This window comes from Micromonospora eburnea, assembly GCF_900090225.1.
Taxonomy (GTDB): domain Bacteria; phylum Actinomycetota; class Actinomycetes; order Mycobacteriales; family Micromonosporaceae; genus Micromonospora; species Micromonospora eburnea.
Genome location: NZ_FMHY01000002.1, coordinates 6472526 through 6497551, shown reverse-complemented (window position 1 = coordinate 6497551; position 25026 = coordinate 6472526). Strand labels below are relative to the sequence as shown.

Annotated in this window: 20 protein-coding genes and 2 pseudogenes; 12 read left to right on the top strand and 10 right to left on the bottom strand. The window is 74.4% G+C overall.

Annotated features, from left to right (window positions below):
- Positions 1–65: 65 nt before the first annotated feature.
- The 4 genes from GA0070604_RS28310 to GA0070604_RS28295 form a co-directional block, all read right to left on the bottom strand.
- A complete protein-coding gene (locus GA0070604_RS28310; protein WP_091125302.1) occupies positions 66–1217 on the bottom strand; it encodes a class I SAM-dependent methyltransferase in 1152 nt (383 codons plus the stop codon).
- A 188-nt stretch (positions 1218–1405) separates the two neighbouring features.
- Entirely contained in the window at positions 1406–3046 is a 1641-nt protein-coding gene (locus tag GA0070604_RS28305) for a DEAD/DEAH box helicase (protein WP_091125299.1), read from the bottom strand.
- A 588-nt stretch (positions 3047–3634) separates the two neighbouring features.
- Positions 3635–3862, bottom strand: coding sequence for a DUF3107 domain-containing protein (locus tag GA0070604_RS28300; RefSeq protein WP_091125297.1), 228 nt, complete (start codon positions 3860–3862; stop codon positions 3635–3637).
- 65 nt (positions 3863–3927) lie between these two features.
- Complete coding sequence (locus GA0070604_RS28295; RefSeq protein ID WP_091125295.1) at positions 3928–4566, bottom strand: TetR/AcrR family transcriptional regulator; 639 nt, start codon at positions 4564–4566, stop codon at positions 3928–3930.
- 1133 nt (positions 4567–5699) lie between these two features.
- On the opposite strand from GA0070604_RS28295, the gene GA0070604_RS33795 reads away from it, so the two are divergent.
- From GA0070604_RS33795 to GA0070604_RS28265, 6 genes and pseudogenes are all read left to right on the top strand, one after another.
- Positions 5700–7634, top strand: a complete 1935-nt coding sequence (locus GA0070604_RS33795; protein ID WP_425256121.1) for a hypothetical protein — start codon at positions 5700–5702, stop codon at positions 7632–7634.
- Between the two features lie 44 nt (positions 7635–7678).
- Positions 7679–8701 (top strand): alpha/beta fold hydrolase, encoded by a 1023-nt coding sequence (locus GA0070604_RS28285; RefSeq protein ID WP_091125291.1) that lies wholly within the window; start codon positions 7679–7681, stop codon positions 8699–8701.
- 5 nt (positions 8702–8706) lie between these two features.
- Entirely contained in the window at positions 8707–9612 is a 906-nt protein-coding gene (locus tag GA0070604_RS28280) for a DUF3152 domain-containing protein (protein ID WP_091125290.1), read from the top strand.
- Between the two features lie 86 nt (positions 9613–9698).
- Complete coding sequence (locus GA0070604_RS28275) at positions 9699–10520, top strand: DUF3152 domain-containing protein (RefSeq protein ID WP_244162104.1); 822 nt, start codon at positions 9699–9701, stop codon at positions 10518–10520.
- Positions 10521–10561: 41 nt separating this feature from the next.
- Positions 10562–11809 (top strand): adenylyltransferase/sulfurtransferase MoeZ, encoded by a 1248-nt coding sequence (moeZ, locus tag GA0070604_RS28270; RefSeq protein ID WP_208602182.1) that lies wholly within the window; start codon positions 10562–10564, stop codon positions 11807–11809.
- A gap of 71 nt (positions 11810–11880) precedes the next feature.
- A pseudogene (locus GA0070604_RS28265) lies at positions 11881–12750 on the top strand (hypothetical protein); the annotation flags it as partial.
- A 400-nt stretch (positions 12751–13150) separates the two neighbouring features.
- Here the strand turns inward: GA0070604_RS28265 and GA0070604_RS28260 are convergent.
- From GA0070604_RS28260 to proB, 3 genes are all read right to left on the bottom strand, one after another.
- Complete coding sequence (locus GA0070604_RS28260) at positions 13151–13633, bottom strand: tetratricopeptide repeat protein (RefSeq protein WP_244162102.1); 483 nt, start codon at positions 13631–13633, stop codon at positions 13151–13153.
- A gap of 95 nt (positions 13634–13728) precedes the next feature.
- A complete protein-coding gene (locus tag GA0070604_RS28255; RefSeq protein WP_091125286.1) occupies positions 13729–14970 on the bottom strand; it encodes a glutamate-5-semialdehyde dehydrogenase in 1242 nt (413 codons plus the stop codon).
- Positions 14971–15036: 66 nt separating this feature from the next.
- The gene (gene proB / locus GA0070604_RS28250) at positions 15037–16194 is read right to left on the bottom strand and encodes a glutamate 5-kinase (protein WP_091125284.1); all 1158 of its coding nucleotides are present in this window, start codon (positions 16192–16194) and stop codon (positions 15037–15039) included.
- 13 nt (positions 16195–16207) lie between these two features.
- On the opposite strand from proB, the gene GA0070604_RS28245 reads away from it, so the two are divergent.
- Genes GA0070604_RS28245 through GA0070604_RS28235 form a run of 3 tightly spaced genes read left to right on the top strand, consistent with a single transcriptional unit; the run spans position 16208 to position 19445 of the window.
- Entirely contained in the window at positions 16208–16519 is a 312-nt protein-coding gene (locus GA0070604_RS28245) for an MGMT family protein (protein WP_091125281.1), read from the top strand.
- Between the two features lie 32 nt (positions 16520–16551).
- The gene (locus tag GA0070604_RS28240) at positions 16552–17976 is read left to right on the top strand and encodes an MFS transporter (protein ID WP_091125278.1); all 1425 of its coding nucleotides are present in this window, start codon (positions 16552–16554) and stop codon (positions 17974–17976) included.
- Positions 17973–19445, top strand: a complete 1473-nt coding sequence (locus tag GA0070604_RS28235) for a pyridoxal phosphate-dependent decarboxylase family protein (protein WP_091125276.1) — start codon at positions 17973–17975, stop codon at positions 19443–19445. The genes GA0070604_RS28240 and GA0070604_RS28235 overlap by 4 nt, the downstream gene beginning before the upstream one ends.
- 72 nt (positions 19446–19517) lie before the next feature.
- Here GA0070604_RS28235 and GA0070604_RS28230 read toward each other — a convergent pair whose 3' ends face one another.
- Together GA0070604_RS28230 and GA0070604_RS28225 are read right to left on the bottom strand one after the other, a co-directional pair.
- Positions 19518–20759 carry a hypothetical protein gene (locus GA0070604_RS28230; RefSeq protein ID WP_091125273.1) on the bottom strand — a complete coding sequence of 414 codons (1242 nt, stop codon included), beginning with the start codon at positions 20757–20759 and terminating at the stop codon, positions 19518–19520.
- Positions 20756–21313 (bottom strand): SigE family RNA polymerase sigma factor, encoded by a 558-nt coding sequence (locus tag GA0070604_RS28225; protein ID WP_091127469.1) that lies wholly within the window; start codon positions 21311–21313, stop codon positions 20756–20758. The genes GA0070604_RS28230 and GA0070604_RS28225 overlap by 4 nt, the downstream gene beginning before the upstream one ends.
- A 135-nt stretch (positions 21314–21448) precedes the next feature.
- On the opposite strand from GA0070604_RS28225, the gene GA0070604_RS28220 reads away from it, so the two are divergent.
- Positions 21449–22024: an NADH-quinone oxidoreductase subunit B gene (locus GA0070604_RS28220; protein ID WP_091125270.1), complete on the top strand. Its 576-nt coding sequence runs from the start codon at positions 21449–21451 to the stop codon at positions 22022–22024.
- 10 nt (positions 22025–22034) lie between these two features.
- Here GA0070604_RS28220 and GA0070604_RS28215 read toward each other — a convergent pair whose 3' ends face one another.
- Complete coding sequence (locus GA0070604_RS28215; RefSeq protein ID WP_208602181.1) at positions 22035–23081, bottom strand: glucose 1-dehydrogenase; 1047 nt, start codon at positions 23079–23081, stop codon at positions 22035–22037.
- A 113-nt stretch (positions 23082–23194) separates the two neighbouring features.
- On the opposite strand from GA0070604_RS28215, the pseudogene GA0070604_RS28210 reads away from it, so the two are divergent.
- Together GA0070604_RS28210 and nuoH are read left to right on the top strand one after the other, a co-directional pair.
- Positions 23195–23794 (top strand): annotated as a pseudogene (locus GA0070604_RS28210) (NADH-quinone oxidoreductase subunit C); the annotation flags it as partial.
- Positions 23795–24060: 266 nt separating this feature from the next.
- Positions 24061–25023, top strand: coding sequence for an NADH-quinone oxidoreductase subunit NuoH (gene nuoH, locus GA0070604_RS28205; protein ID WP_091125258.1), 963 nt, complete (start codon positions 24061–24063; stop codon positions 25021–25023).
- Positions 25024–25026 lie beyond the last annotated feature (3 nt).

Genomic DNA, 25026 nt, shown 5'->3' with positions numbered 1-25026 from the left:
CCGACTGAATGGTCGGAACGGGACCGGCCCTCGGTGCCACGGGCATCGTGGCCGGGCGTCGCCCGTCAGGCCGGTGACTCGGCCAACAGCGTCGCCAACCGGGGCGTGACGCCCCACTGGTCGACCAGTTCCTGGTATTCGGCCCGTTGGCCCTCGGTCGGCGCCGTCGCGGTCAGCCGGGCCCGGATCAGCAGGTTGCGCGGGGTGTGCCGGGAGTCGACGAACTCCACCACCTCGGCCCGGTATCCGTGCAGCCGGAGCAGGCCGGAGCGCAGCGCGTCGGTCAGCACGTCCGCGAACCGCTCGCGCAGGATGCCCTGCCGGGTGAGCAGCCCGTACGGCCCCGGCGCCGGCCGGGCGCGCAGTTGGGCCGCCACGTCGTGGTGGCAGCAGGGGGCGGCGAGCACCCAGCGGGCACCCCACCGTACGGCCCGGGCCAGCGCCTCGTCGGTGGCGGTGTCGCAGGCGTGCAGCGCCAGCACCAGGTCGGGGGTCGGCTCGACCACCGCGTCGGCGATGCTGCCGGCCACGAAGCGCACCCGGTCGGCCCAGCCCAGCCGCTCGGCCAGCTCGGTGTTGCGCTGGCGCTGGTCCTCGCGGACGTCCACCCCGACCAGCGTCACATCCAGCCCGTGCCCGATCAGGTACCGGTACGCGGCGAAGGTCAGGTACGCGTTGCCGCAGCCCAGGTCGACGACCCGCAGCGGCCCGGTCAGGTCGTCCGGCAGGGTGGCGGACAGCGCGCGTAGGAACGCGTCCACCTGGCGGCGCTTGGCCGCCGAGCCGCCGATCTCCGCGAAGATCGGGTCGCCCGGGTCGAGCAGATACTCCTTGGTCCGGTCGTGACCGCCCGGCTCGGCTGCCGGGCGGCTGGCCGCGGCCCGGTGCACCTGCGCCTCGCCCGACTTGGTCACCCGCAGTTGGAGCGTCGTGCCGGCCGTCTCCACGTGCCAGTTGCCGAACGGTTCGGCGAGCAGCGCGTCGACGGCGGCATCGGCCTCCGCGCCCGGCGCCACGTTCCGGGTGTACGGCCGAGCGCCGTCGGAGGTGGAGATCTGAAGCCGAGGGCCGGCCTTGAGGACGACCGGACGCAGTTCGGCGCGGACCACCGACGGGTGCTGACCACGGCGGCGGCCGGCGGCGACCGCCCGGGTCAGAGCAGGGTCGAGCAGCAGCGCCCGCACCTCGGTCAGGGCGGCGTCCAACGGTTCCGGCATTACTCCATCTTCCTCACGTCCTCGGCGCGCCCCACCCCGCCCGAACCCGCTGATCATGAAGTTGTCGCCCTCCACCACGGCGTGTCGTGGCGGTAACGCCATGATCAACGCGCTGAGCGGGGTGGGGTGGGGAAGAGAGGGGACGGCCCCCGGGCCGGTGTGGTCCGAGGGCCGTTGTCCATCCGCTGTCAGTCGGCGGTTGCTTCGGTCGGCGTACCGGCGCCCGAACCAGCCCCGCCCCGACGGCGCCGGCGGCGGCGGGGCCTGGGCACCGCTTCACCCTCGGCGGCCGGCGCGGTCGGCTCGGACCCGCCCTCGGCGGCGATCACCGTGGTCGGCTGCTCTCCCGCGACCACCTCGCCGGCCCGGCGGCGCCGGCGGCGGCGCGGGGCCCGGTCGCCGCCCTCGGCGTCGGGCACCGCGGCGGCGGTGTCGCCCTCGGTGTCGCCCCCGCGACCCCGGCGGCGCTCCCGGCCGCGGCCCTCGCCGCGCCGCGCGCCGCGCTCGCCCCGCCGGGACCGACCGCCGCCCAGGTCCTCCTCGGCCTCCGCCGACAGCCCGGCGCGGGTGCGCTCGGCGCTCGGCAGGGTGCCGGAGACGTCCCGGGAGATGTCCAGGTCGGTGTAGAGGTGCGCGGAGGTGTGGTACGTCTCCGGCGGCTCGGGCATGTCGAGCCCGAGGGTCTTGTCGATGATCCGCCAGCGGGGCATGTCGTCCCAGTCGACGAAGGTCACCGCCACGCCGCTCGCGCCGGCCCGGCCGGTACGACCGATCCGGTGGGTGTAGGTGTCCTGGTCCTCGGGGCAGTCGTAGTTGATGACGTGGGTGACGCCGGTGACGTCGATGCCCCGGGCGGCCACGTCGGTGGCGACCAGCGTGTCGATCTTGCCGGCCCGGAACGCCCGCAGCGCCCGCTCCCGCGCGCCCTGACCCAGGTCGCCGTGCACCGCGGCGACCGCGAAGCCACGGAAGTCGAGGTCCTCGGCGACCCGGTCGGCGGCCCGCTTGGTACGGGTGAAGACCATGGTCAGGCCCCGCCCCTCCGCCTGGAGGATCCGCGCCACGATCTCGACCTTGTTGAGCGAGTGGGTGCGGTAGACCAGCTGGCGGGTCTGCGGGTTCGGGCCGGTCTCGGCGGTGTGCCCGGCGTGGATGGTGATCGGGTGGCGCAGGAAGCGCCGGGACAGCGCGACGATCGGGTCCGGCATGGTCGCCGAGAAGAGCATGGTCTGCCGGTCCTCCGGCAGCATCGCCAGGATCTTCTCGACGTCGTCCAGGAAGCCCAGGTCGAGCATCCGGTCGGCCTCGTCCAGCACCAGCGCGTGCACCCGGTCGAGCCGCAGGTGCTTCTGCTTCGCCAGGTCCAGCAGCCGGCCCGGGGTGCCGACCAGGATCTCGACGCCCTTGCGCAGCGCCTCGATCTGCGGCTCGTACGCCACCCCGCCGTAGATCGGCAGCACCCGGACGCCCCGGGTACGGCCGGCGGTGTCCAGGTCCTTGGCGACCTGGAGGCCCAGCTCGCGGGTGGGTACGACGACCAGCGCCTGCGGCTGGCCGTCGCCGCCCTCGGACGGGGCGAACACCCGCTCCAGCAGCGGGATGCCGAAGCCGAGGGTCTTGCCGGTGCCGGTGGGCGCCTGACCGATCAGGTCGACGCCGCGCAGCGCGATCGGCAGCGCGTACTCCTGGATCGCGAACGCGTGGGTGATGCCGGCGGCCGCGAGGGCCTCGACGGTCTCCGGTCGGGCGCCGAGTGCGGCGAATGTGGGAGCTTCCGGACGAACCGGAACGGTGGTGGCCAACGGCTGGCCTTGAGTCTGCTCGCTCATATGGATTTGGGGGTGCCCTCTCGTGGTGCGCCCCTCAAGTCCTCAGGGCGCGATCGGTATGGCGCGGGCCACACGGTCGGGGGCGGTACGCCGAGCCTGACCGGGCCGCACGCGCGCGCCGGGGACCGCTGTAATCAGATCGGTGCCCACGGCAACTGTTCCATACTACCTGAACCGCTCCCAAGCCGCGCAGATTCCGCTGACCAGGGCACGTCCAGGGCGCTTTCCTGTGACCTGAGCCATAGATTACCGGGCGGTTTGCCGGTGATCGGGCGGAAGCCTGTGCTCGCGCGCCCACAGCAGGTGATCCACTCCATGCCCCGCACGTGGCGGGATCCGCTGCGACCGGGAGCACCATGTGCCGCACACGGAGTTGATCAAGATCTGCGCCTCGATCCCGCCCTGGCCGACCTGCTTCCGGCCCCCGGGGCGTACGGGGCGGACCGGGGGGACTCACCGCGCCGGTCGCGCGCACCGTACGGGTGACGGTGGCGCGTACCGCGCGGGTGATCTTCGTCCGGCTGGTGAAACTAGATCCGGCGGCGCCGTGGCGGCGGTCGTCCCCCGCCACGGCGACCCGGCGGGGAGTCAGCGGACGGTGAACCCGACCGCGCGGGGCGAGGCCTCCGCGATCTCGACATAGGCGACCTTGCTGACCGGCACGATGACCCGCCGGCCCTTCTCGTCGGTCAGGGAGAGGGTGCCCTCACCCTTGGCGACGGCGTCGGTCACGATCCGCTCGATCTCGGCCGGCGACTGCGCGCTCTCCAGGACCAGCTCCCGCGGCGCGTACTGCACGCCGATCTTGACCTCCACAGTGCCTCCTCAACTGGGGCGAAAGAGCCGCCGTGAGAAGGCTATCCGATCTGTGGGGCCGATGGTCAGGCTGACTCACCTTGCAGCGGGAAGCTGGCGATGCCCCGCCAGGAGAGGGCGGCGACCAGCGCCTCGGCCTCCGCCTTGGGCACCTGCCGGCCGCTGGCCAGCCAGAACTGCGCGGCCGTCTCCGCCGCGCCGACCAGGCCGGAGGCGAGCAGTTCGGCATGCGCCCGGCTCACCCCGGTGTCCGAGATGATGGTGTCGGTGATCGCGGCGATCGCGCCCTGCTCGACCCGCTCCACCCGCTGTCGGACGGCCGGGTCGTTGCGCAGGTCCGACTCGAAGACCAGCCGGAACGCCTCGCTCTCGTGGTCGACGAAATCGAAGTACGCGCGCACCGAGGCGCTGACCCGCTCCTTGTTGTCGTTGGTGCCGCGCATCGCGTCGTGCACCTTGGCCACGATGGCGTCGCAGTGCGTGTCCAGCAGCGCCAGGTAGAGCTCCATCTTCCCAGGGAAGTGCTGGTAGAGGACGGGCTTGGAGACTCCCGCCCGCTCGGCGATGTCGTCCATCGCGGCGGCGTGGTAGCCCTGCGCGACGAACACCTCCTGGGCGGCGGCGAGCAGTTGCTTGCGCCGCGCCGAGCGGGGCAGGCGGGTGGGCCGGCCGGCGGTGTGCGCACCGTTCCCCACAGCGGTCATGGGAACCTCCGAGTTTCGTCGTACGAGCCGGCACTTATCACCCGAACCGGTCGGGGTTCGTGAACCCGTCGCGGAATTGGCCCGCCGCTGTAACTTATCGCCACTGTCGCCACACGGTAGCCTCAGCGGGGGCGACCAAGGAGCGCACGGTGAGTGAATCAGGCCAACCCGGAGCCGCCACCCCGGGAGAGCACGGCGACGGGACGGGCCAGCACCACGACCCGGCCCGGGTCGGCAGCGGGTGGGCGCCCCCGGCGACCGGCTGGGCCCGGGGCGCGGAGGTCCCCAACGGCTGGCCCCGTCCTGATGCCACGACCGGCTGGGGCGCCTCGTCCCCCCGGCACGGCGACCTGCCGGCTCCGCTGCCCCTGCCGCCCAACGAGCCGTCGGGCCGGGTCAACGGTCACCACGTCAACGGCGTGCCACACGCCGGGGAGGAACCGCCTGTGAACCGCCAGGCGCCGGTGAGTGCCCCGCCCGTCGACGAACCGCGCCGGGAGACCGACGGCGATCGGCTGGTCGTACCGGCCCAGCGGCCGGTCCCGGCGAAGGAGCAGCCGCCCGCCGAGGCGGAGGCCGGGCCGGCCCGGCACTCCTCGGACGACCCGTCGGCCGGCCGGGCCGCCCGCTGGGCCGAGGGCGGCATCCCGTCGTCCGCGCCGCCGGCCCTCCAGGTGCCACCGGTCGGCGCCGCCGCCTCCGGTTTCGAGATGCCGCCCGGCCTGCACGCCCCGACCGCCGAGCCGACCGCCACCGCCGACCCGCCGCCGTCGCTGTCGCAGGGCTGGGCTGATCGGGCGGCGGAGTCGCCGGCCGAGCCGCCGTCGCGGTCCCACGGGCGAGCCGATCGGGCATCCTCCGGGCCGGCCGAGCCGCCGTCGCTGTCGCAGCGGTGGGCCGATCGGCCGTCGCCCGAGTCGCCGTCCCACGGCTGGGCCGACAGCGCCTCCGCGGAGCCGCCGTCGCTGTCCCAGGGCTGGGCCGACCGGGCGGCGGAGCCGCCGGCCGAGCCGCCGTCGCGGTCCCACGGGGGCTGGGCCGATCGGGCGTCGGAGTCGCCGGGCGAGCCGCCGTCGCGGTCCCACGGATGGGCCGACCGGGCGTCTTCGGAGCCGCCGGCCGAGCGGCCGTCGCTGTCGCACGGGTGGGCTGAGCGCCCGGCTTCGCCGCCATCCACCGAGGGGGACATCGGCCCGGCGGCGGAGCGCCTGGACCCCGTCGAGGAGCCGCGCGCCGCATCGGCCGACGACCGGCGCGCCGGGCCGGCCGACGAGCGCGGGCCGGCGCCGGCCGAGGAATCGAACTGGACTCCGCCGAGCTGGGGTGGCGGCTGGGCACCCCGGTGGCCCGGTGAGGACGAGCCCGCCGGACGCCGCGCCGACGACGAGCCTGCCGGGCGGCGGGCGCACGAGGGCGAGCCGGTGGGCCGCCGCGCCCGTGCGGAGCGTGCCGCCGAGTGGGCGCCCGAGCCGGCCCGGTCGTACGAGGCGCCCCGCGCCGAGGCCGAGCCCCGACCGGGGTACGAGCCGGCGGGGCGGGAGACCCGTGAGCGGCCGTCCTGGGCCGGGCCGCCCGTCCCGGTGACCCCGTTCAACGCACCGCCGCACGCCACCCCGACGAGTGCTCCGCCGGTCCCGCGCGAGGCGTCCGGCACCCCGGCCACCGGGTACGACGATCCGGTACCCACCGGCCACGCCCCCCAGGCGGGGATACGGCCGGGCGAGGCGCGCGACACCGGGCCGTACCGACCGCGGGGCGTGCCCGCCGAGCCGCCCGCCGGTCCGGCCACCGCCGCGAGCGGGGCGACCCGCTTCGACCACACCCCCACGGCCACCCCGACGAGCGCGCCTCCCTATGCGGCCCGCCGGGCGGCGCCCGAGCCCGTGCCGCCGGCCGAGCCGGTCGCCGGTTCCCGGCCGGGCCAGCCGGTGCCGAGCGCCGAGTCGGCCGAGCCCGCGCCGGTGGTGCTGCCGCAGCGCGTACCCGCCGAACCGGATGTGCCCGGCGTGCCGGAGCCGCCCGCCGTGGAGCCGTCCGCCGAAACTCCGGAACTCGCCCGCATCGCCACCCACCTGCGCCGCGACGACGAGCCGGCACCGCTGCGCGAGCGACCTGAGGGCTTCGATGTCAACGCCATCCTCGACGCCGTCCGCGAGGTCGCCGGCGTGCGGGACGCCGCTCTGCGCCGTACCCCGGCCGGGGCGCACAGTCTCCGGCTCGACCTCGCCGACGGTGCCGACCCGGCCGAGGTGAGCCGGCTGGTGGCCCGGCTGCTCCAGGAGCGGATGGGGCTGGCCGCGGCACCGCAGAACCTGCCCGGCGCCCCCGCCGCCCCGCCGCCCCCCATCCGTCGCCGGCCGGCGCAGCCGCCCGCCGCGGAATCGCGTGCGGCGCAGGGCCGCGCTGCCGAGCCGCGTGCGGCGCAGGGGCGGGTCGCCGAGGCTCCCGAAGGCGCGGAACCGGGCGGTGAACCGCAGCGCCGGCGTCGGCAGGCCCCGGTCCACCGGGGTCGGGCGGCCGTCGAGGAGTCCTCGCTCGCCGCCGCCCCGGCCCCCGGTGCGGCCACCGGCAGCCCGGCCACTCTCGGCGCGTCGTACTCCGGTGGGCAGATGACCACGACGGAGACCGCGCCCTCCCGGCCGCTGGACACCGGCGGCGTGCCGGGGCCACGGGTGGTGATCGACCATGTCCAGGTGAGCACCTTCGGCCTCGACGCCACCGTCGAGGTACGCCTGATCGCCGGCAGCCGGACGGCGGAGGGCCACTCCACCGGGCCGGCGGTCGACGCGTACGTGCTGCGGCTCTGCGCGGTGGCCGCCGCGGCGGCGGTGGACGAGCTGCTCGGCCCGGCGGCCCCGGACGGCGAACGGGGGCGGTGCTTCGTCGAGCACGCCGCCGTGGTCCCGTTCGGCAACTGCGAGGTGGCCACCGTGGTGGTGCTGCTGGTCTGCGACGGCTGGGTCGAGCAGCTCGCCGGGTCCGCCCTGGTCGCCGGGGATCCCCGGCAGGCGGTGGTCCGGGCGACCCTGGCCGCGGTGAACCGCCGGCTGGAGGCGCTGCTCGCCTGACCCGATGCCCGGTGTCGCCGGCCGGGCACGGGAAGACTGGAGCCATGAAGCGCGCCGTCCTCTGGCCGGAACACGTCCTACCCGCGTCCCACCTGCCACCGCCCTGGCCCGGCCGGGAGGTACGCCTCGACGGCACGGTGACGTACGTGCGGGACACCCCCGCCACCGCCCCCGGCGCCGAACCGGCGCTCTACGTGCACGGGCTCGGCGGCTCCTCGCAGAACTGGACCGACCTGGCCGGCCTGCTCGCCGACCGGTTGGCCGGCCAGGCGATCGACCTGCCCGGTTTCGGTCGCAGCGAGCCCGGCCGGCGGTACACCGTCCCGGCCTTCGCCGACCGGGTGATCCGCTTCGTCGAGCATGGCGGGCGGGGCCCGGTGCACCTGTTCGGCAACTCGCTGGGCGGAGCGATCTCGGTACGCGTGGCGGCGCTGCGGCCGGATCTGGTGCGGACGCTGACCCTGATCTCCCCGGCGCTGCCGTTCCTGGACTTCCGCCGCTCGGTGCAGGGCCGGATGCTGCCGTTGCTGGCGATCCCCCGGGGCGAGTGGCTGGCCGCCCGGCGGCTGGCCCAACTCGCGCCCGAGGTGATGGCCCAGCAGGTGATGGAGGCGTGCATCGCCGACCTGACCCGGATCAGCGAGCAGCGCCGGCGGGAGGCGATCGAGGAGACCCGGGTCCGCTACGAGGCCACCCACTACGCCGCCGCGTACGTCCGTACCTTCCGTGGGCTGGTCTCCAGCTTTCTGCGGTCGTACCTGCCGGGCTCGGGTTCACTGTGGCGGCTGGCGGCGGCGGTGCGCGCGCCCACGCTGGTGGTGGGGGGCCGGCTGGACCGGCTGGTCGACGTCCGGGTGGCGCCGCAGGCCGCCCGGGTGATCCCGGACAGCCGGCTGCTGATGCTCGACGGGGTGGGTCACGTGGCCCAGTTGGAGGTGCCGCGCACCGTGGCGCGGGCGGTGCTGGCGTTGCTCGCCGAGGCACGGGATGGTGTGTCGTCGGACACGCCCGAGGGCCTGCTCGACGGGGCAGAGGACAGCGCGCTCGGCCGTGACATGGCAGGCTGAGCGGGATGCCCGCGTCAGCCCCACCCCGCAACAGCGTTCGGTCCACTCCCACCCGGCCAGGCGCCGCCCGGAATCGTCATCGTCGGGCTGCCCACCCGTGGCGCACGCTGATCGTGGTGTCGGCGTTCCTGATCGCCGGCGGGGTCGCGGTTCCGGTGGTGATGCAGCGGCCGTCGGCCCTCGCCGAGGTGTTGGCCGGCGACGAGCCCGGGTCGCCGTCGCGCGCGCCGTCGAGCGCCCCGCCGACGTCGTCCGCCCCGGCGAGCCCGTCGCCGCCGCCGAGCCCGACCACCCCCGCGCCGGTGCTGAGCCTGCCCGGCCCGGTGCCGACCCGCGGCGCGGGCAGCTTCGCGTACGACGCGCGGCCGGGCGGAGTGCTCGGCCGGGCGGGCGTGCTGCGACGCTTCCGGGTGGCGGTGGAGGACGGCTCCGATGAGGACGTCCACGCCTTCGGCGACGCCGTGCAGCGGGCGCTGGCCGGGCCGGGGAGCTGGGTGGACAGTGGCGCGCTCCGGTTGCAGCAGGTCGCCCCGGGCAACCGGTCCGACTTCACGATCTACCTGGCCACCCGGGAGACCGCCGGCCGGTTGTGTCTCGGCGGTGGTGTCGACATCCGCAAGGGCGGGGTGCCGTACACGTCCTGCCGGGTGCCCGGCAAGGTGGTGATCAACCTGGACCGGTGGCGCACCTCGGCGCCGCACCTGGTCGCGGCGGGGATGCCGCTCGACACGTACCGGCTCTATGTGATCAACCATGAGGTCGGCCACCAGTTGGGGCACCACCACGAGGGGTGCCCCGGGGCGGGGAAGCCGGCGCCGGTGATGCAGCAGCAGACGCTCTTCCTCAGGGGCTGTCGGCCGAACCCGTGGCCGTACCTCGACGGCAGGCGGTACACCGGCCCTTCGGTGTGAAAGACCTGATCCTGGCGATGAGGAGTATTTCGCGAGAGAAGCAGTAAAAGCCACTAAATGCCCGAATTTCATGGCACTCTGGTGTCATGACGTCGTGGTCCCCTCCCGGCCCGCCGGTCCGGTCCGGCCTACGCCGGATGCGTCGCCGCCGTCGCCGTACCGTCCTGCTCCTGGCCGGCCTGCTCGCGGCCGGCGGTGCCGGAACCGGCGTGGCCCACCTGGTACGCCAGCCCGCCGACCCGCCGCCCGTGGCGGCGGGCGACCAGCGGCTGGCGCACGGTGCCGGTGCCGGTGCCGGCACCGGCACCGATGACCGGCCGCAGCCCGGCGGGTACCCGACCGAGGGCTCCGGACGGTTCGCCACCGCCGACAGCCGCTCCCCGGTACGCGGGTACGACGGACCGCTGCGCCGCTACCGGATCGAGGTCGAGCGGGACGCCGGCCAGGACGCGGACGAGTTCGCCGCCACGGTCGACGCGGTGCTCGGCGACCCGCGGAGCTGGATCGCCTCCGGCGAGCTGCGGGTGCAGCGGGTGACCGACGCGGGCGCCGCCGACTTCACCATCTACCTGGCCACCCCGGCCACCTCGGAGCGGATGTGCGCCGAGGGGGGCCTCAACACCGAGCGCTACACCTCGTGCCGGCTGCCCGGCCAGGTGATCATCAATCTGGCCCGCTGGATGGACGCGGTGCCGGACTACGGCGCCCCGCTGGACGTCTACCGGACGTACGTGATCAACCACGAGGTCGGGCACGAGTTCGGCGAGTTGCACCAGGCCTGCCCGGGGCCGGGCGAGCCCGCCCCGGTGATGCAGCAGCAGACGTACGGACTGGACGGCTGCGTCGCGAACGCCTGGCCGTATCTCGACGGAATCCGCTACGAGGGCGAGCAGACGGACGGCGTCTGAGATATTCCCGCTCCCGAATGTCGGGTTGGGTGGCCCTCATCATGGCCGATCGACGCCGCGCCGAGCGACAATGGCGCGGTCCCACCGCCGATCCCGGGGAGTCCACCGTGTCGTTGCCCCCGCTCGTCGAGCCCGCCGCCGAGCTGACCGTAGACGAGATCCGTCGCTACTCGCGCCACCTGATCATCCCAGACGTCGGAGTGGCCGGGCAGAAGCGGCTGAAGAACGCCCGGGTGCTCTGTGTCGGCGCCGGCGGTCTCGGCTCGCCGGCCCTGCTCTACCTCGCCGCCGCCGGCGTCGGCACCCTCGGCATCATCGACTTCGACACCGTCGACGAGTCCAACCTCCAGCGTCAGGTCATCCACGGCGTCTCCGACGTGGGCCGGCCCAAGGCCGAGTCGGCGGCCGCGTCGATCCGCGAGATCAACCCGCTGGTCCAGGTCCAGATCCACAACACCGCGCTGGACCGCGACAATGTCCGGGAGATCTTCTCCCAGTACGACCTGATCGTCGACGGCACCGACAACTTCGCCACCCGATACATGGTCAACGACGCGGCGGTGCTGCTCGGCAAGCCGTACGTCTGGGGCTCGATCTACCGGTTCGACGGCCAGGCGTCGGTGTTCTGGGCCGAGCACGGCCCCTGCTACCGCTGCCTCTACCCGGAGCCGCCGCCGCCCGGCATGGTGCCGTCCTGCGCCGAGGGTGGCGTGCTCGGCGTGCTCTGCGCGTCCATCGGGTCGATCCAGGTCAACGAGGCGATCAAGCTGCTCACCGGCATCGGCGAGCCGCTGGTCGGTCGCCTGATGGTCTACGACGCCCTGGAGATGAGCTACCGCAAGATCAAGGTTCGCAAGGACCCGAACTGCGTGCTCTGCGGCGAGAACCCCACGGTCACCGACCTGTTGGAGGACTACGAGGACTTCTGCGGTGCGGTCTCCGTGGAGGCGCAGGAGGCGGTGGTCGACTCGACCATCACCGCACTGGAGCTGAAGGAGTGGCAGGACGCCGGCAAGGACGTCTTCCTGGTCGACGTCCGCGAGCCCGCCGAGTACGAGATCGTCCGGATTCCCGGCGCGACGCTGATCCCCAAGGGCGAGATCCTCTCCGGCGAGGCGCTCGCGAAGTTCCCGCAGGACAGGCAGATCGTGCTGCACTGCAAGTCCGGCGTACGGTCCGCCGAGGCGCTCGCCGCGCTGAAGGCGGCCGGCTTCTCCGACGCCGTGCACGTCCAGGGCGGCGTGCTCTCCTGGATCAAGCAGATCGACCCGTCGCTGCCGGCGTACTGAGTCGTCGCCGAAGGGCCCTCCCGAGGTGTCGGGAGGGCCCTTCGCGTGCCGTCTGGTGAGCCGGGCCATCCCTGACCGAGCTACCGAGGCGGGCGCACGTTCCCGCAGGTAGCGTCTCCGGCGTGGTCGATCTGGACGCCGCCATCGGCTTCGTCGTGGCGCATGGGGACGCGGTGGACCGCGCCCGTCTCTCCCGGCTGCGTACCGGTGCCCCGGTGCCGGCCGACCTGCTCGACGCCGCCGAGGTCGGGCAGGTGCCCGGCGGCGGCTGGCCCGCCGTGCTCGACGGCGAGGTGGCCTCGGTCGACGCCACCTGCTTCCGGCTGGCCGAGTTGGACGACCTCGGGGCGCTCGGCCGTCCGGCCGCCCGGCGCGCCCTGGACTGGCTGGCCGCCTCGCAACTCTCCGCCGGCGGCTGGGACGAGGACCCGTCGTTGGCCGGGCTCGCCCCCGAGTGGGCCACCCCGGGCGACCCGGAGGCCCAGCTCTACCTCACCGCCAACGCCGGGTTCTGGCTGACCGTGGCCGGGCTCGACGCCCGCGCCGCCGGACCGCTCGACCACCGGGTCGGTGGGGCGTACGCCGGGGTGGTGCAGGCGGCGGCGCAGGCGCTCGCCGCGCAGCTCGCCCCGGACGGGAGCTGGCCGTCTTTCCTGCCCGCCGGCTGGCTGGCCGCGGCCGTGCTGCACCGGCAGCAGATGTACTACGAGTCGGCCCGGATCCAGGCGGTGCTGGCCGACCGGATCCCGAAGATGTCCCCGGCCGACGTGGCCTGGCTCGCCGCCACGCTGCGCCGGGTCGAGGTGGGCGAGGAACAGTGGCTGCTGGTGTCGGCGCGCAACCGGCTCGCCGAGACCCAGCGCAGCGACGGCGGTTGGGACAGCGACGACGGCCACCAGTTCGACGTGCACACCACCCTGCGCGCGATTCGCGCCTGCCGGCCTACCACCCCCGAGGCCCCGGCATCCGGCACGGTCTTCCTGCCACCGCAGCCGGCCGCGCTGCCGAACCCGCCGCTACCGCTCCCGGCGCAGCACGCGGCACCGCCGCCTGCCGCCGTACCGCCGCCTGCCGCCGTACCGCCGCCTGCCGCCGTACCGCAGGCGGCCGGCGCGCCGCCTGCCGCCGCCTCACCGCCACCCAACGGCGCGACGGCGGGCGAGGAATTGCCCCTCGGCTGATTGCCGTCCCCGTCTCCCTCACCCGGGTCGGACCGCCACCGATCCGGGCGGGCGATCCACTCAGGTTGCGGCAATTCGTGGTCTCCCCGTCGCCGGAGACCACAATCTGCCGCAACCTGCGGGCCGACCCCCGTAGGCGTGCGCCTTCGGCAGCGCGCGCCTACTCGGAGGTCAGCAGCCGCGCCAGCCGATCCAGGCCGCCCTTGATCAACTGCCCGTACTCGTCATCGCCAAGCGCGCCGATCCCCGCCTGCGCGCGCTGGAGGTACTCGCGAGCACGGCCGAGATCGCCGAGCTTGCGATAGCACTCACCCAGGTTGAGATGCAACGACGGATACAGACCGGCCACCGGCAGCGCCACCCCAGCCTGCGCCACCCGGGCATCGGTGAGCAGGTCGGCCGCCGCCAAGGCTCGCTGATCCCAGACCAACTCCTGGTGGACGTCGTCCTGCACGTCGGCCATCGCGTGCGCGAGGACGCAAACGTGCAGAGGGTCGCCCCGCTCCCCGCCGATCTCATCCCAGATCTGCGCGAACACGTCGCGAGCAGCCGCACGCTGGCCCTGCTGATGATGCAACTGCACCCCTTGGTTGATGCGGGCGAGCGTCGCATCCATGATCATCGTCTGCTCCTCACGGCTCATGTCGCGGCGATGGCATGGATCGTGCCTTTCCCCGAGATCGTGGGCCGGCCCTCGATCCCCAGGGCCGACGCCGAGAGGCGCCGGATGCGAGGCGGTCAGCGCAGGTGACCGTCACCGGTGACGACGTACTTGGTGCTGGTCAGCTCGGGCAGTCCCATCGGGCCCCGGGCATGCAGCTTCTGGGTGGAGATGCCGATCTCCGCGCCGAAGCCGAACTCGCCGCCGTCGGTGAACCGGGTGGAGGCGTTCACCATCACCGCCGCCGCGTCGACCCGGGCCACGAACTCCCGGGCCGCTGCCTGGGAGTCGGTGACGATCGCCTCGGTGTGGCCGGTGCCGTACCGCCGGATGTGCGCGACCGCCGCGTCGAGTGAGTCGACGACGGCGACCGAGATGTCGGCCGAGAGGTACTCGGTGGCGAAGTCCTCCTCGGTCGCAGGGACGACCGCGTCGGAGTGGGCCGCGACCTCCGGGGAGCCGTGCACGGTGACCCCGGCGTCGGCGAAGGCCGCCAGCATCGCGGGCAGGAAGGCGTCCGCGACGTCCGCGTGGACCAGCAGCGACTCGGCGGTGTTGCAGGTGGAGAGGCGCTGGGTCTTGGCGTTCAGGGTGATCGCCACGGCCTTGGCGACGTCGGCGGCGGCGTCCACGTAGACGTGGCAGTTGCCCACCCCGGTCTCGATCACCGGCACGGTCGACTCCTCGACCACGGTCCGGATCAGTGACGCGCCACCGCGCGGGATCAGCACGTCGACCAGGCCCCGGGCGCGCATCAGTTCCTTGACGGAGTCGCGGGAGCTGGCGTCGAGGAGCTGCACCGCGTCGGCCGGCAGGCCGGCCTCGGCGATCGCGTCGCGGAGTACGGTGACCAGGGCGGCGTTGGAGTGCGCGGCCGAGGAGGAGCCGCGTAGCAGCGCCGCGTTGCCGGACTTGAGGCAGATCCCGGCCGCGTCCACGGTCACGTTCGGCCGGGCCTCGTAGATGATGCCGACCACGCCGAACGGCACCCGGACCTGCCGCAGTTCCAGGCCGTTGGGCAGGGTCGAGCCGCGGACCACCTCGCCGACCGGGTCGGGCAGGGCGGCCATCTGGCGCAGCGCGTCGGCGATGCCGGCGACCCGGCCCGCGTCGAGGGCCAGCCGGTCCAGCACCGCCTCGGTCAGCCCGGCCGCGCGCCCGGCCGCCAGGTCCGTCGCGTTCGCGGCCAGGATCTCCGGGGTACGCGCCACCAGCGCGTCGGCCATCGCGTGCAGCGCGGCGTCCTTCGCCGTACGGGTGGCGACAGCCAACTCCTCAGCCGCGTCCCGCGCTCGCCGGGCCTGCTCCACGACGCTCATCCTGCACTCCTCCGGTGGTTAGGAGGGGCCCCTGTACAACGCCAGGCGTTAACAGGGGGACCCTGCTTACAGCAGTACCAGGTCGTCGCGGTGGACGACCTCACGTTCGTACGCCGGGCCGAGGGCCGCGGCGAGTTCCGAGGTGGAGCGGCCGAGCAGCCCGGGCAGCTCCACCGCGTCGTAGTTGACCAGCCCCCGGGCGACCGGCGCGCCCTCGGTGTCCACCAGGTCCACCGGGTCACCGGCGGTGAACGCGCCGTCCACCGCGACGATCCCGGCCGGGAGCAGCGACTTGCGCCGCCCCACCACCGCCTGCACCGCACCGGGGTCGAGATGCAGGCGGCCCCGGGGCGCGGTGGCGTGGGCCAGCCAGAACAGCCGGGCGGCCGGGCGCCGGCTGCTCGGGTGGAAGAAGGTGCCGACCGGTTCGCCGCCCAGCGCGCCGGCGGCCAGCGGCGCGGCGGTCAGCACCACGGGGATGCCGAAGCCGGTGGCGATCCGGGCCGCCTCGACCTTGGTGACCATGCCCCCGGTGCCCACCCCGGCCCGGCCCGCGCCACCGATGTCGACGCCGGCCAGGTCGCCCTCGCCGTGGATCTCGGTGATCCGGGTGCTGCCCGGACGGGCCGGGTTGCCGGTCCAGAGCGCGTCCACGTCCGACAGCAGCACCAGCAGGTCGGCGTCGACCAGGGCGGCGACGAGGGCGGCGAGCCGGTCGTTGTCGCCGAACCGGATCTCCTCGGTGGCCACCGTGTCGTTCTCGTTGACGATCGGCACCGCCCGCAGGTCGAGCAGTTTGCGCAGGGTCCGGTACGCGTTGCGGTAGTGCGCGCGTCGGGTCACGTCGTCGACGGTGAGCAGCACCTGCCCGACGGTCAGCCCGTGCCGCGCGAAGCTGGTCGCGTACCGGCCGATCAGCAGGCCCTGCCCGACGCTGGCCGCGGCCTGCTGGGTGGCCAGGTCGCGTGGGCGTCGGGCCAGGCCGAGCGGGGCGAGGCCGGCGGCGATCGCGCCCGAGGAGACCAGCACCACCTCGCGGCCGGCGGCGGCCAGCGCGCCGAGTGTGTCGACCAGCGCGTCGACCCGGGCGTCGTCCAGGCCGCCCGCCGCCGTGGTCAGCGAGGACGAACCGATCTTGACGACGATCCGGCGGGCCGAGATGACTGCTTCACGCACCCGACCATTCTGCGCGTCCGGGTCGGCGGGGCCCGCGCGCGTTCCCATATCGTGGCCGGTCATGACACCTGACGAGTACGTCGAGGCGGTGCTCGATCTGGTCGAGCGGATCCCGCCGGGCCGGGTGATGTCGTACGGGGCGGTGGCGGACGCGCTCGCCGAGCGCTCGGGGCGAGCCTCGGCCCGGCTGGTCGGTTCGATCATGGCCCGGCACGGCGGCGCGGTGCCCTGGCACCGGGTGGTGAACTCGGCGGGGCGGCTGCCGCCGGGGCACGAGGTGGAGGCGCGGGCCCGGCTGCGGGCCGAGGGCTGTCCGTTGCGCCCATCCGGGGTGGACATGGCGGCGGCCTGGTCACCGGAGGAGGGGATATGACTCACCCCATAACGTGAGTAGCATCCGGCACCATGAGCGGGACAGGTCCGGGGTCCGCCGGACGATTGCCCCGCCGAGTGCACGCCGGCTACGCGCTGGGCTCCCTGGTTACCGGGGCGTTCGGGACCGTGCCCGGGCTGCTTCTGCTGCCGTACCTCACCGACACGTTGGGCGTCGCGGCCGGCGTGGCCGCCGCGCTGGTGCTCCTGCCCAAGGCGTGGGATGTGCTGGTCAACCCGGTCGCCGGGCGGATCTCCGACCGGACCCGCTCCCGCTGGGGCGCGCGCCGGCCGTACCTGCTCGGCGGTGGGCTGGCCCTGGCCGTCCTCTTCGCCTCGATCTTCGCCGCGCCGTTCGGGGCCGGCCCGGCCGCCGGGGTGTACGTGGCGCTGGCCTTCCTGGCCACCGCGACCGCGTTCGCCTTCTTCCAGGTGCCGTACGTGGCGATGCCGGCCGAACTGACCGGCGATCCGGCGGAGCGTACCCGGCTGATGAGCTGGCGGATCGCGGTGCTGGCGCTGGCCATCCTGGTCTCCGGCGCGGTGGCCCCGGCGGTGGTGGCCGCTGGCGGCGACGGCGTGCCGGGGCATCGCTGGATGGGCCTCTTCGTGGCCGCGCTGGTCGCGGCCGGCACACTGGGCGTGTTCCTCGGCACCCGGTCCGCCCCGACCGGAACGGTGGGGGAGACCGAGCCGAGCCTGCGCGCCCAACTCGCGGTCGCCGGCCACAACCGGCCGTTCCGGGCGCTGCTGATCTGTTTCGTCGTGCAGTCCGCCGGGGTGGCGACCGTGCTGGCCGGGGTGAGCTACTTCGCCGACCAGGTGCTCCACGCCCCGCGGACCGGGCCGACCCTGCTCTTCGCCTGCTTCGTCGGGCCGGCACTGCTGGTCATGCCGGTCTGGACCCGGGTCGGCGCGCGGGCCGGCAAACGGGCCGGGCTGGTCGCCGCGTCGCTGCTCTTCGCGGCCGGCGCGCTGGCCCTGGTCGCCGCCCCGGCACTCCCGGCCGTCGGGGTCTACGCGGTGGTCGCGCTGATCGGCGCCGGCTACGCCGGCCAGCAGGTCTTCGCGCTCGCCATGCTGCCCGACTGCATCGCGTACGACACCGCTCGCACCGGCCGGCGGCAGGCCGGCGTGTTCACCGGGCTCTGGACGGCCGGGGAGACCTTCGGCCTCGCCCTCGGTCCCGGCCTCTACGGCCTGGTCCTCCAGCTCTCCGGGTACGTCTCGTCGTCGACCGGCGTCGCCGCCGCCCAGACCGACGCCGCCCGCCTCGGCGTCCTCCTCGGCTTCACCGTCCTACCGGCGCTGCTGGTCGGGGTGCCGGTGCTGCTGCTGCGCGGCTACCACCTGACCGCCGCGCGCCTCGCCGCGGTGACCCGCTCGGCCGGCGTACCCGCTGCCCGGGTGCCGACCGACCCGCTGATTCGCGACGAGAAGGGTGCCACCAGTCGATGACCGAGAAAGGTACGGGCGCGTTGCCCGCCGAGGGAGTGCCCGCCCAGCAGGTGCTCGACGAGGTTCGGGCACTGCGGGCCGGGGATCGGCCCACGCACGGTGGGCGGCTGTTCGCGTACGTCTACGACCCGGGGGTGGCCGGGCTGGACGAGCTGGCCCGGGCCGCGTACGCGGAGAGCGCCCACGTCAACGGGCTCGACCCGACCGCCTTTCCGTCCCTGCTGGCGATGGAGAACGCCCTGGTCGCGGCGGCTGCCCGGCTGCTCGGCGGCGGCCCGGGCACGAACGCGCCGGACGTGGTCGGCAGCGTCACCAGCGGCGGCACCGAGTCGCTGATCCTGGCCGTGAAGGCGGCCCGGGACGCCCGGCCCGACCTCGCCGAGCCGCGGATCGTGGTGCCGGTCAGCGGGCACGCCGCCTTCGCCAAGGCGGCCCACTACCTGCGGGTGGCACTCGACGCGGTGCCCGTGGACCCGGTCACCCTGCGCCCGGCGCCCGCCGACGTGGCCGCCGCGATCCGGCCGGAGACCGTGCTCGTCGCCGCCTCTGCCCCGTCGTACGCGCACGGCGTCGTCGACCCGGTCGCGGAGATCGCGGCGGTGGCGGCGTCGGCCGGGGTGCGCTGCCACGTGGACGCCTGCTTCGGCGGGTGGGCCCTGCCCTGGCTGCGGCGGCTCGGCGCACCGGTGCCGCCGTTCGACTTCGCCGTCGACGGGGTCACCTCGATCTCCGTCGACCTGCACAAGTACGCGTACGCCCCGAAGGGGGTGTCGGTGCTGCTGCACCGGGACGCCGGACTGCGCGCCCCGCAGTACTTCGCGTACGCCGACTGGCCCGGGTACACGATGGTGAACCCGGTGATCGCCTCGACCCGGTCGGGCGGGCCGATCGCCGCCGCGTACGCCACCCTGCGTCATCTCGGCGAGGACGGCTATCTGCGGCTGGCGGCGCTGACCCGGGAGGCGGTGTCCGGGCTGGCCGACGCCGTCCGCGCGGTCGACGGGCTGCGGCTGTTGGCCGAGCCGGAGTCCACCGTGGTCTGCCTCACCAGCGACGACCCGGGCCTCGACCTGTTCGTGCTGGTCGACGAGCTGACCGCCCGGGGCTGGCACACCCAGCCCCAGCTCGCGTACGCCGGACTGCCGGCCAGCGTGCACCTGACGGTGACCGCGGCGGTGGCCCCCCGGGTGGCCGAGTTCGGCCCGGCGCTGGCCGAGGCGGTCGCGGCGGCGCGTGCCGCCGGTCCGGTCGTGTTGCCGGCCGAGCTGCTCGCGCTCGCCGGAAGCCTGGCCCCGGAGGCGCTCACCCCGGAGCTGGTCGCCGGGCTGGCCGCCGGTCTGGGGCTCGGCACCGGCCCGGCGCCGGACCGGATGGCGGTGGTGAACACCCTGCTCGACGCCGCCCCGGTGGCGGTGCGGGAACGCCTGCTGGCCGAGTTCGTCAGTCTGCTGCAACGCCCGGCCTGGTGACCGCCGGAACGTGGAGAGCCCGGAACCGTCGTGATTCCCGGCTCTCCACGTGCTGCCGGACGCGCTGAACCTTCAGGGCTTCACCTGGAGCATGACCGCGTTGTCCCCGTCGTCCAGGTCGTTCCACTGCCGCCCGGCGGAGTCGAAGTGCAGGACCTTCACGTCCTTCGGGTCGCCCAGCGACGCGGGGTCGACCAGGAACCGGAAGGTGTACGTGCGGGTCCTGCCCGCCGGCAGGCTGCCCAGGAGGCAGGCGTGCCAACTGGTCCGTGACTCCATTTTGCAGTCCGCGAGATCACCGCCGGCGGGCGTCCCGATCGTGTTGACGTAGGCGAAGCCCAACTCGGGCACGTCGACCGGGCCCTTGTTGCGGACCGTGACGCTGAGCGTGCCCGGCCGCATCCCGCTCTCGTCCGGCGGGTCGAGGACGAGGGCGCCGGGGGTCACGGCGAGGTCGGTGAGCCGGGGGTCCGGCCCGAAGTCAGCCCGCCCCCCGGTCAGGGTGAAGTACCCACCGTCCCAGGAGTACGTCTGCCACTGCTGCTGGGCCCAGTAGCCCGGGGCACCGCAGCAGGGCTGGCTGTCCGCGACTTTGGCCCGGACACGCCCGTCCGGCTCCACCGTGAACGCGGTGATGTTCTCCAGGCCGGGCCGGGTGCCGACGATCCAGCCCAGGGTGACGATCCGGCCGGCCGTGTCCCGGTCGAACGCGACCAGCTGCTTGGCCGTGGGCTCGCCGAACCGGCAACCGATCAGGGCCACCGTCTCGACAGCGCCGTCGCCGTCCAGGTCGCCGTACTTCGGGTCACCCAGCAGCACCGGCACGGATTCCGGAATCGTCCCTGGCCCCGGGTCCAGCCGTACCCCCTGGCTGACGCAGGTCTTCGGCGCGTACCCCGTCTTGAACAGGGACCAGGCAGCGAGGTCGACCCGGGCGGCGAGCAGCGCCTTACGGCTGATCCGGCCGTCCGGGGCGGCCGGCGTGGCGCTGGCCGTGCTCGGTGGCGGCGTCGTCGGGGACAGGCTCGGCGTCGGGGAGGGGGTCGGCGATGGAGCGGTCACCGACGGGGTCGGGCCGCCGGTGTCGGCCGGTGCGGGCGACGGACCGGAACGCCCGACCAGGGCCGCGTTCGCCACGACCGGGATCGCCACGGCCAGAGCCACCACGGCCGCGGTGACGACCGCCGCGCGCCGGCGCCGCCGGCGTACCGTCCGCCGCACGGTTCCCGGGCCGGCCGGCAGCACCGCCGGGGCGTACGCCTCGCGGAACGCGGCGAACTCGTCGCTGACCAGGATCTTGTCGCGCTCAGTCATTTGTCGTTCACCTCGTTCGTGCCGGCGAGCTGCTCCGCCAGCGAGACCCGACCCCGGTGCAACCAGGACTTGACCGTGCCCTCCGGCACCCCCTCCTGCTCCGCGATCTGCGTGACGGAGAGATCCGCCAGGTAGTGCAGCACCACCGCCCGGCGGTGCCTGGCGGGGAGCATCGCCAGGGCGGCGGTCAGCGCCACCCGGTCCGGACCCGGTCCCGGCACGTGCTCCACGCGCTGCCGGCGCAGCCAGGACTGGGCGGTGCGCAGCCGGCGCCAGCGGCTGGTGGCGAGGTTCCAGGCGACCCGGCGTATCCAGGCGAGCGGATCGTCGTAGCGGGACACCCGGGACCAGCGGGCGAACGCCCGGCAGAACGCCTCCTGGACCAGATCCTGCGCCTGCGACAGGTCGCCGCAGTACGCGACGAGCTGGAGCGTCAGCGACCGGAAATGCGCATGATAGAGCCGGTCGAAGTCGATCCCCTCGGACTCTTCGGTCCGCTCCGCTGTCCCCGCGGGTGGCGGCACGCCGAGTTGTGGCTCCCCCGTCATCGTCATCTGGTCCTCCCGTGCACGGCGCCGTCGGTGCGGCCCACTCCGGTCACACGCGTCGATCTCGGCCGTGGTTGCGCCGGTGACGGCCCCGACGCTGTGGTTGACTGTCATGTTGGGGACATATGAGGGAGGCCCGAGGTGCAGTTGCCGGCGGTGCTCGGTGAGCCGATCCGGTTCGTGCTGAACTGGGGCCGCCGCTACTCGCTCTGGGTGTTCAACTTCGGGCTGGCCTGCTGCGCCATCGAGTTCATCGCCACCAGCATGGGCCGGCACGACTTCATGCGGCTCGGGGTGATCCCGTTCGCCCACGGCCCCCGGCAGGCCGACCTGATGGTGGTCTCCGGCACGGTCACCGACAAGATGGCCCCGGCGATCAAACGGCTCTACGACCAGATGCCCGAGCCGAAGTACGTCATCTCCTTCGGCGCCTGCTCCAACTGCGGCGGCCCGTACTGGGACTCGTACTCGGTGACCAAGGGGGTCGACCAGCTCATCCCGGTCGACGTCTACGTGCCCGGCTGCCCGCCCCGGCCGGAGGCGCTGCTGCACGGCATCCTCCGCCTCCAGGAGAAGATCGCCGCCGAGGAGTCGGGTCTCGGCGGGGTGCCCCGCCCCGACCGGCTCGCCCCACCGGTCGACCCGCGGCCCGCGGAGAGCACACCGCGCCCGGTGGAGTCACTCACCGCGCCGCCGGTCCGACCGCCGGCCGAATAAGGCTCCGGCGTTACCGCTCGAAGTCCAGCACCACCTTGATGTCCCCGCCCGACGAGGTGTACGCCTCGGCGTACGACGAGACCGGCACCCGGCGGGTGATCAGCGAGTTCAACCAGGACTGGTCGGCCCGGGCGAGCGCCTCTGCGGCCAGCTCCCAGTGCCGCCGGTTGGCGTTCACCGAGCCGAAGACCACGTTGTTCTCCAGCACCAGCTCCCGGTTGAGGGCGCCCGCGTCGAGATCGATGGTCCGGCCGCCGCTGGACACCCCGGTCAGGCAGATGATGCCGGTCGGTCCGGCCTTGTACATGCAGTCCAGCACCACCGAGGGCGCGCCGGTGCACTCCACCACCACGTCCGGCGCGAAGTCCAGCTCGCTCACTGGCGAGGTGTGGTAGGTCGCGCCGAGCGCCTGCACCAGTTCCGGTTTCGGCCCGGTGGTGGCCCGGTCCAGCACGTGTACAGAGAGCTGGCGCTGGGTGGCCAGCAGCGCGGCCAGCAGTCCGATCGGGCCGGCCCCGGTGACCAGCACGCTCTGCGGCTTCCACTCGGCCCGCGCGCCGATCCGCTCGATGTGGTCCCACGCCTTCGCCACCACGCTGGTCGGCTCCAGCAGCATCCCGACCGGGGCGAGCACCGGGTCGAGGCCGACGGCGAACTTCGGCTGCACCCGCCAACGGTCCCGGGCGAAGCCGGGCAACGCCTTGATGCCGTGCTCGGTGTACAGGCCGTTGCGGCACATGTCCCATTCGTCGACGGCGCAGTTCGGGCAGGGCACCGGGTCCGGGTGCCGCACGATGCCGGCCACCAGGTCGCCGGGTTGCAGGGTGCCGGTCGGGTCCTCCAGCACCCGGCCGAGCGACTCGTGCCCGAGCACCAGCCGTTCCTGGCCGGGCGGCGCCTCGCCGTACGCGCCCGTGATGATCTCGTGGTCGGTCCCGCAGATGCCCACCGCGAGCGCCTCCACCAGGATGGCGCCCTCCTCCGCGGCCGGCTCGGGCCACTCCTCGACCAGCCGCAGCGAGTCGGGGACCCCGGGAGTCACAGTCACAGCGCGCACGGTGCTCATCTTTCCCCGCCGGGCGGCCGTCCGCCGGCAAAGCGGCGGATCCCGGCACCGGGAGCGCGGGCGGCCCGACGCGGGTGGCGGCCGGCGGCCATAGGATCAGCGGCATGACTCCGGAAGAGATCGGCCAGCGGTTGGTCGCGCTGCTCGCGCCCGTCGAGGCCACCGCGTCGGTCTCCGGCGGTCAGCGGTACGCCCGCGCCACGGTCGACGTACCCGTGGCGAGCTGGCGGGACGCGGTGCGCGCGGCCCGCGACGACGCCGAGCTGCACGGCGACTTCTTCGACTGGCTGTCGGCGGTCGACGAGCTGGCCGAGGGCTTCGACGTGGTGGTCCACCTGTGGTCCACGCGGCACCGGCACGGGCTGCTGCTGCGTACCCGGGTGCCCCGCGAGACGCCGGTGGTGGCGTCCATCGTCGACCTCTTCCCCGGTGCCGCCTGGCACGAGCGCGAGACGTACGAGATGTTCGGCGTCTCGTTCGACGGGCACGGCGAGCTGCGCCCGCTGCTGCTGCCGCCGGAGTTCGAGGGGCATCCGCTGCGCAAGGAGTTCGTGCTCGCCTCCCGGGTGGCCAAGCCGTGGCCGGGCGCGAAGGAGCCGGGGGAATCGGAGGCCGGCGGTGGCCGCCGGCCGGTGCGGCCGCCGGGCGTGCCGGCGCCGGGGGAGTGGGGGAGCACGCCCACGCCCGCCGGCGCGGCCGGGGCGGGTGAGGGCCCCCGCGGGGGTACGCCGGCCCGCCCGGCCCGGGAACGCCCCGCGCGTCCCGCCCCCGGCGAGCGCCCGGCCCGCCCGGCGACCGGCGAGCGCCCGGCTCGTCCGACGACCGGCGAGCGACCGGCGGGTGAGCGTTCGGCGGGTCCGGCGGCGGCCGAGCCCGGACCACCCGGGCGCCCACTGCCCGGCGAGCGCCCGACCGGTCCGCCCCGACAGGAGCCTGCCCCCGGACCCGGGCCCGAGGAGGGTGACGCCTGATGCCGGCCTGGTTGGAGCTGGTCGTGCGGGTGGCGGGCGTGCTGGTCGCGTTCCTCGTCCTGCCGCTGGTCGTCGGGCAGACCGAGCACAAGGTCATGGCGCACATGCAGGGCCGGCTCGGCCCGATGTACGCGGGCGGCTTCCACGGCTGGGCGCAGCTGGTCGCCGACGGCCTCAAGTTCGTGCAGAAGGAGGACGTCACCCCGCGGGACGCGGACCGGGCGGTGTTCCGGCTGGCGCCCGCGGTGGCCCTGGTGCCGTACCTGCTCGCCCTGCTGGTGATCCCGCTCGGCCCGGGCGACCTGGTCGGGCAGCCGCTGGACATCGGCCTGTTCTTCGTGCTGGCCGTGGTCGGCATCGGGGTGCTGGCGGTGCTCATGTCGGCCTGGGCCTCGGCCAACAAGTACAGCCTCCTCGGTGGACTGCGCGGCGCGGCCCAGCTGCTCGGCTACGAGCTGCCGCTGGTGCTGGCCGCCGCGTCGGTGGCGATGGCGGCGGGGACGCTCAGCCTGCCCGGGATCGTCGAGGCGTGGCGGCCCTGGTGGCTGCTCTGGCAGGCGCCGGCGATGGTGATCTTCTTCGTCGCCGGGTTGGCCGAGATCCGGCGACCCCCGTTCGACATGCCGGTCGCCGACTCCGAGCTGGTCTTCGGCTACATGACCGAGTACACCGGCCTGCGTTTCGCGTTCTTCCTGCTCGCCGAGTACGTCGGCATCGTGGTGATCGCCGCGCTGACCACCGTGCTGTTCCTCGGCGGCTGGCAGGGCCCGTTCGCCGACGCCCAGCTCGGCTGGCTGTGGACGCTGCTCAAGGTCTTCGCCGTCGCGTTCGTGATCATCTGGCTCCGGGTGAGCTATCCGCGCCTGCGCGAGGATCAGCTCCAGCGGCTCTGCTGGCTGGTGCTGGTGCCGCTGGCCCTCGCCCAGCTCGTACTCACCGCCGCCGTCCGCCTAGCGCTGTAAGGA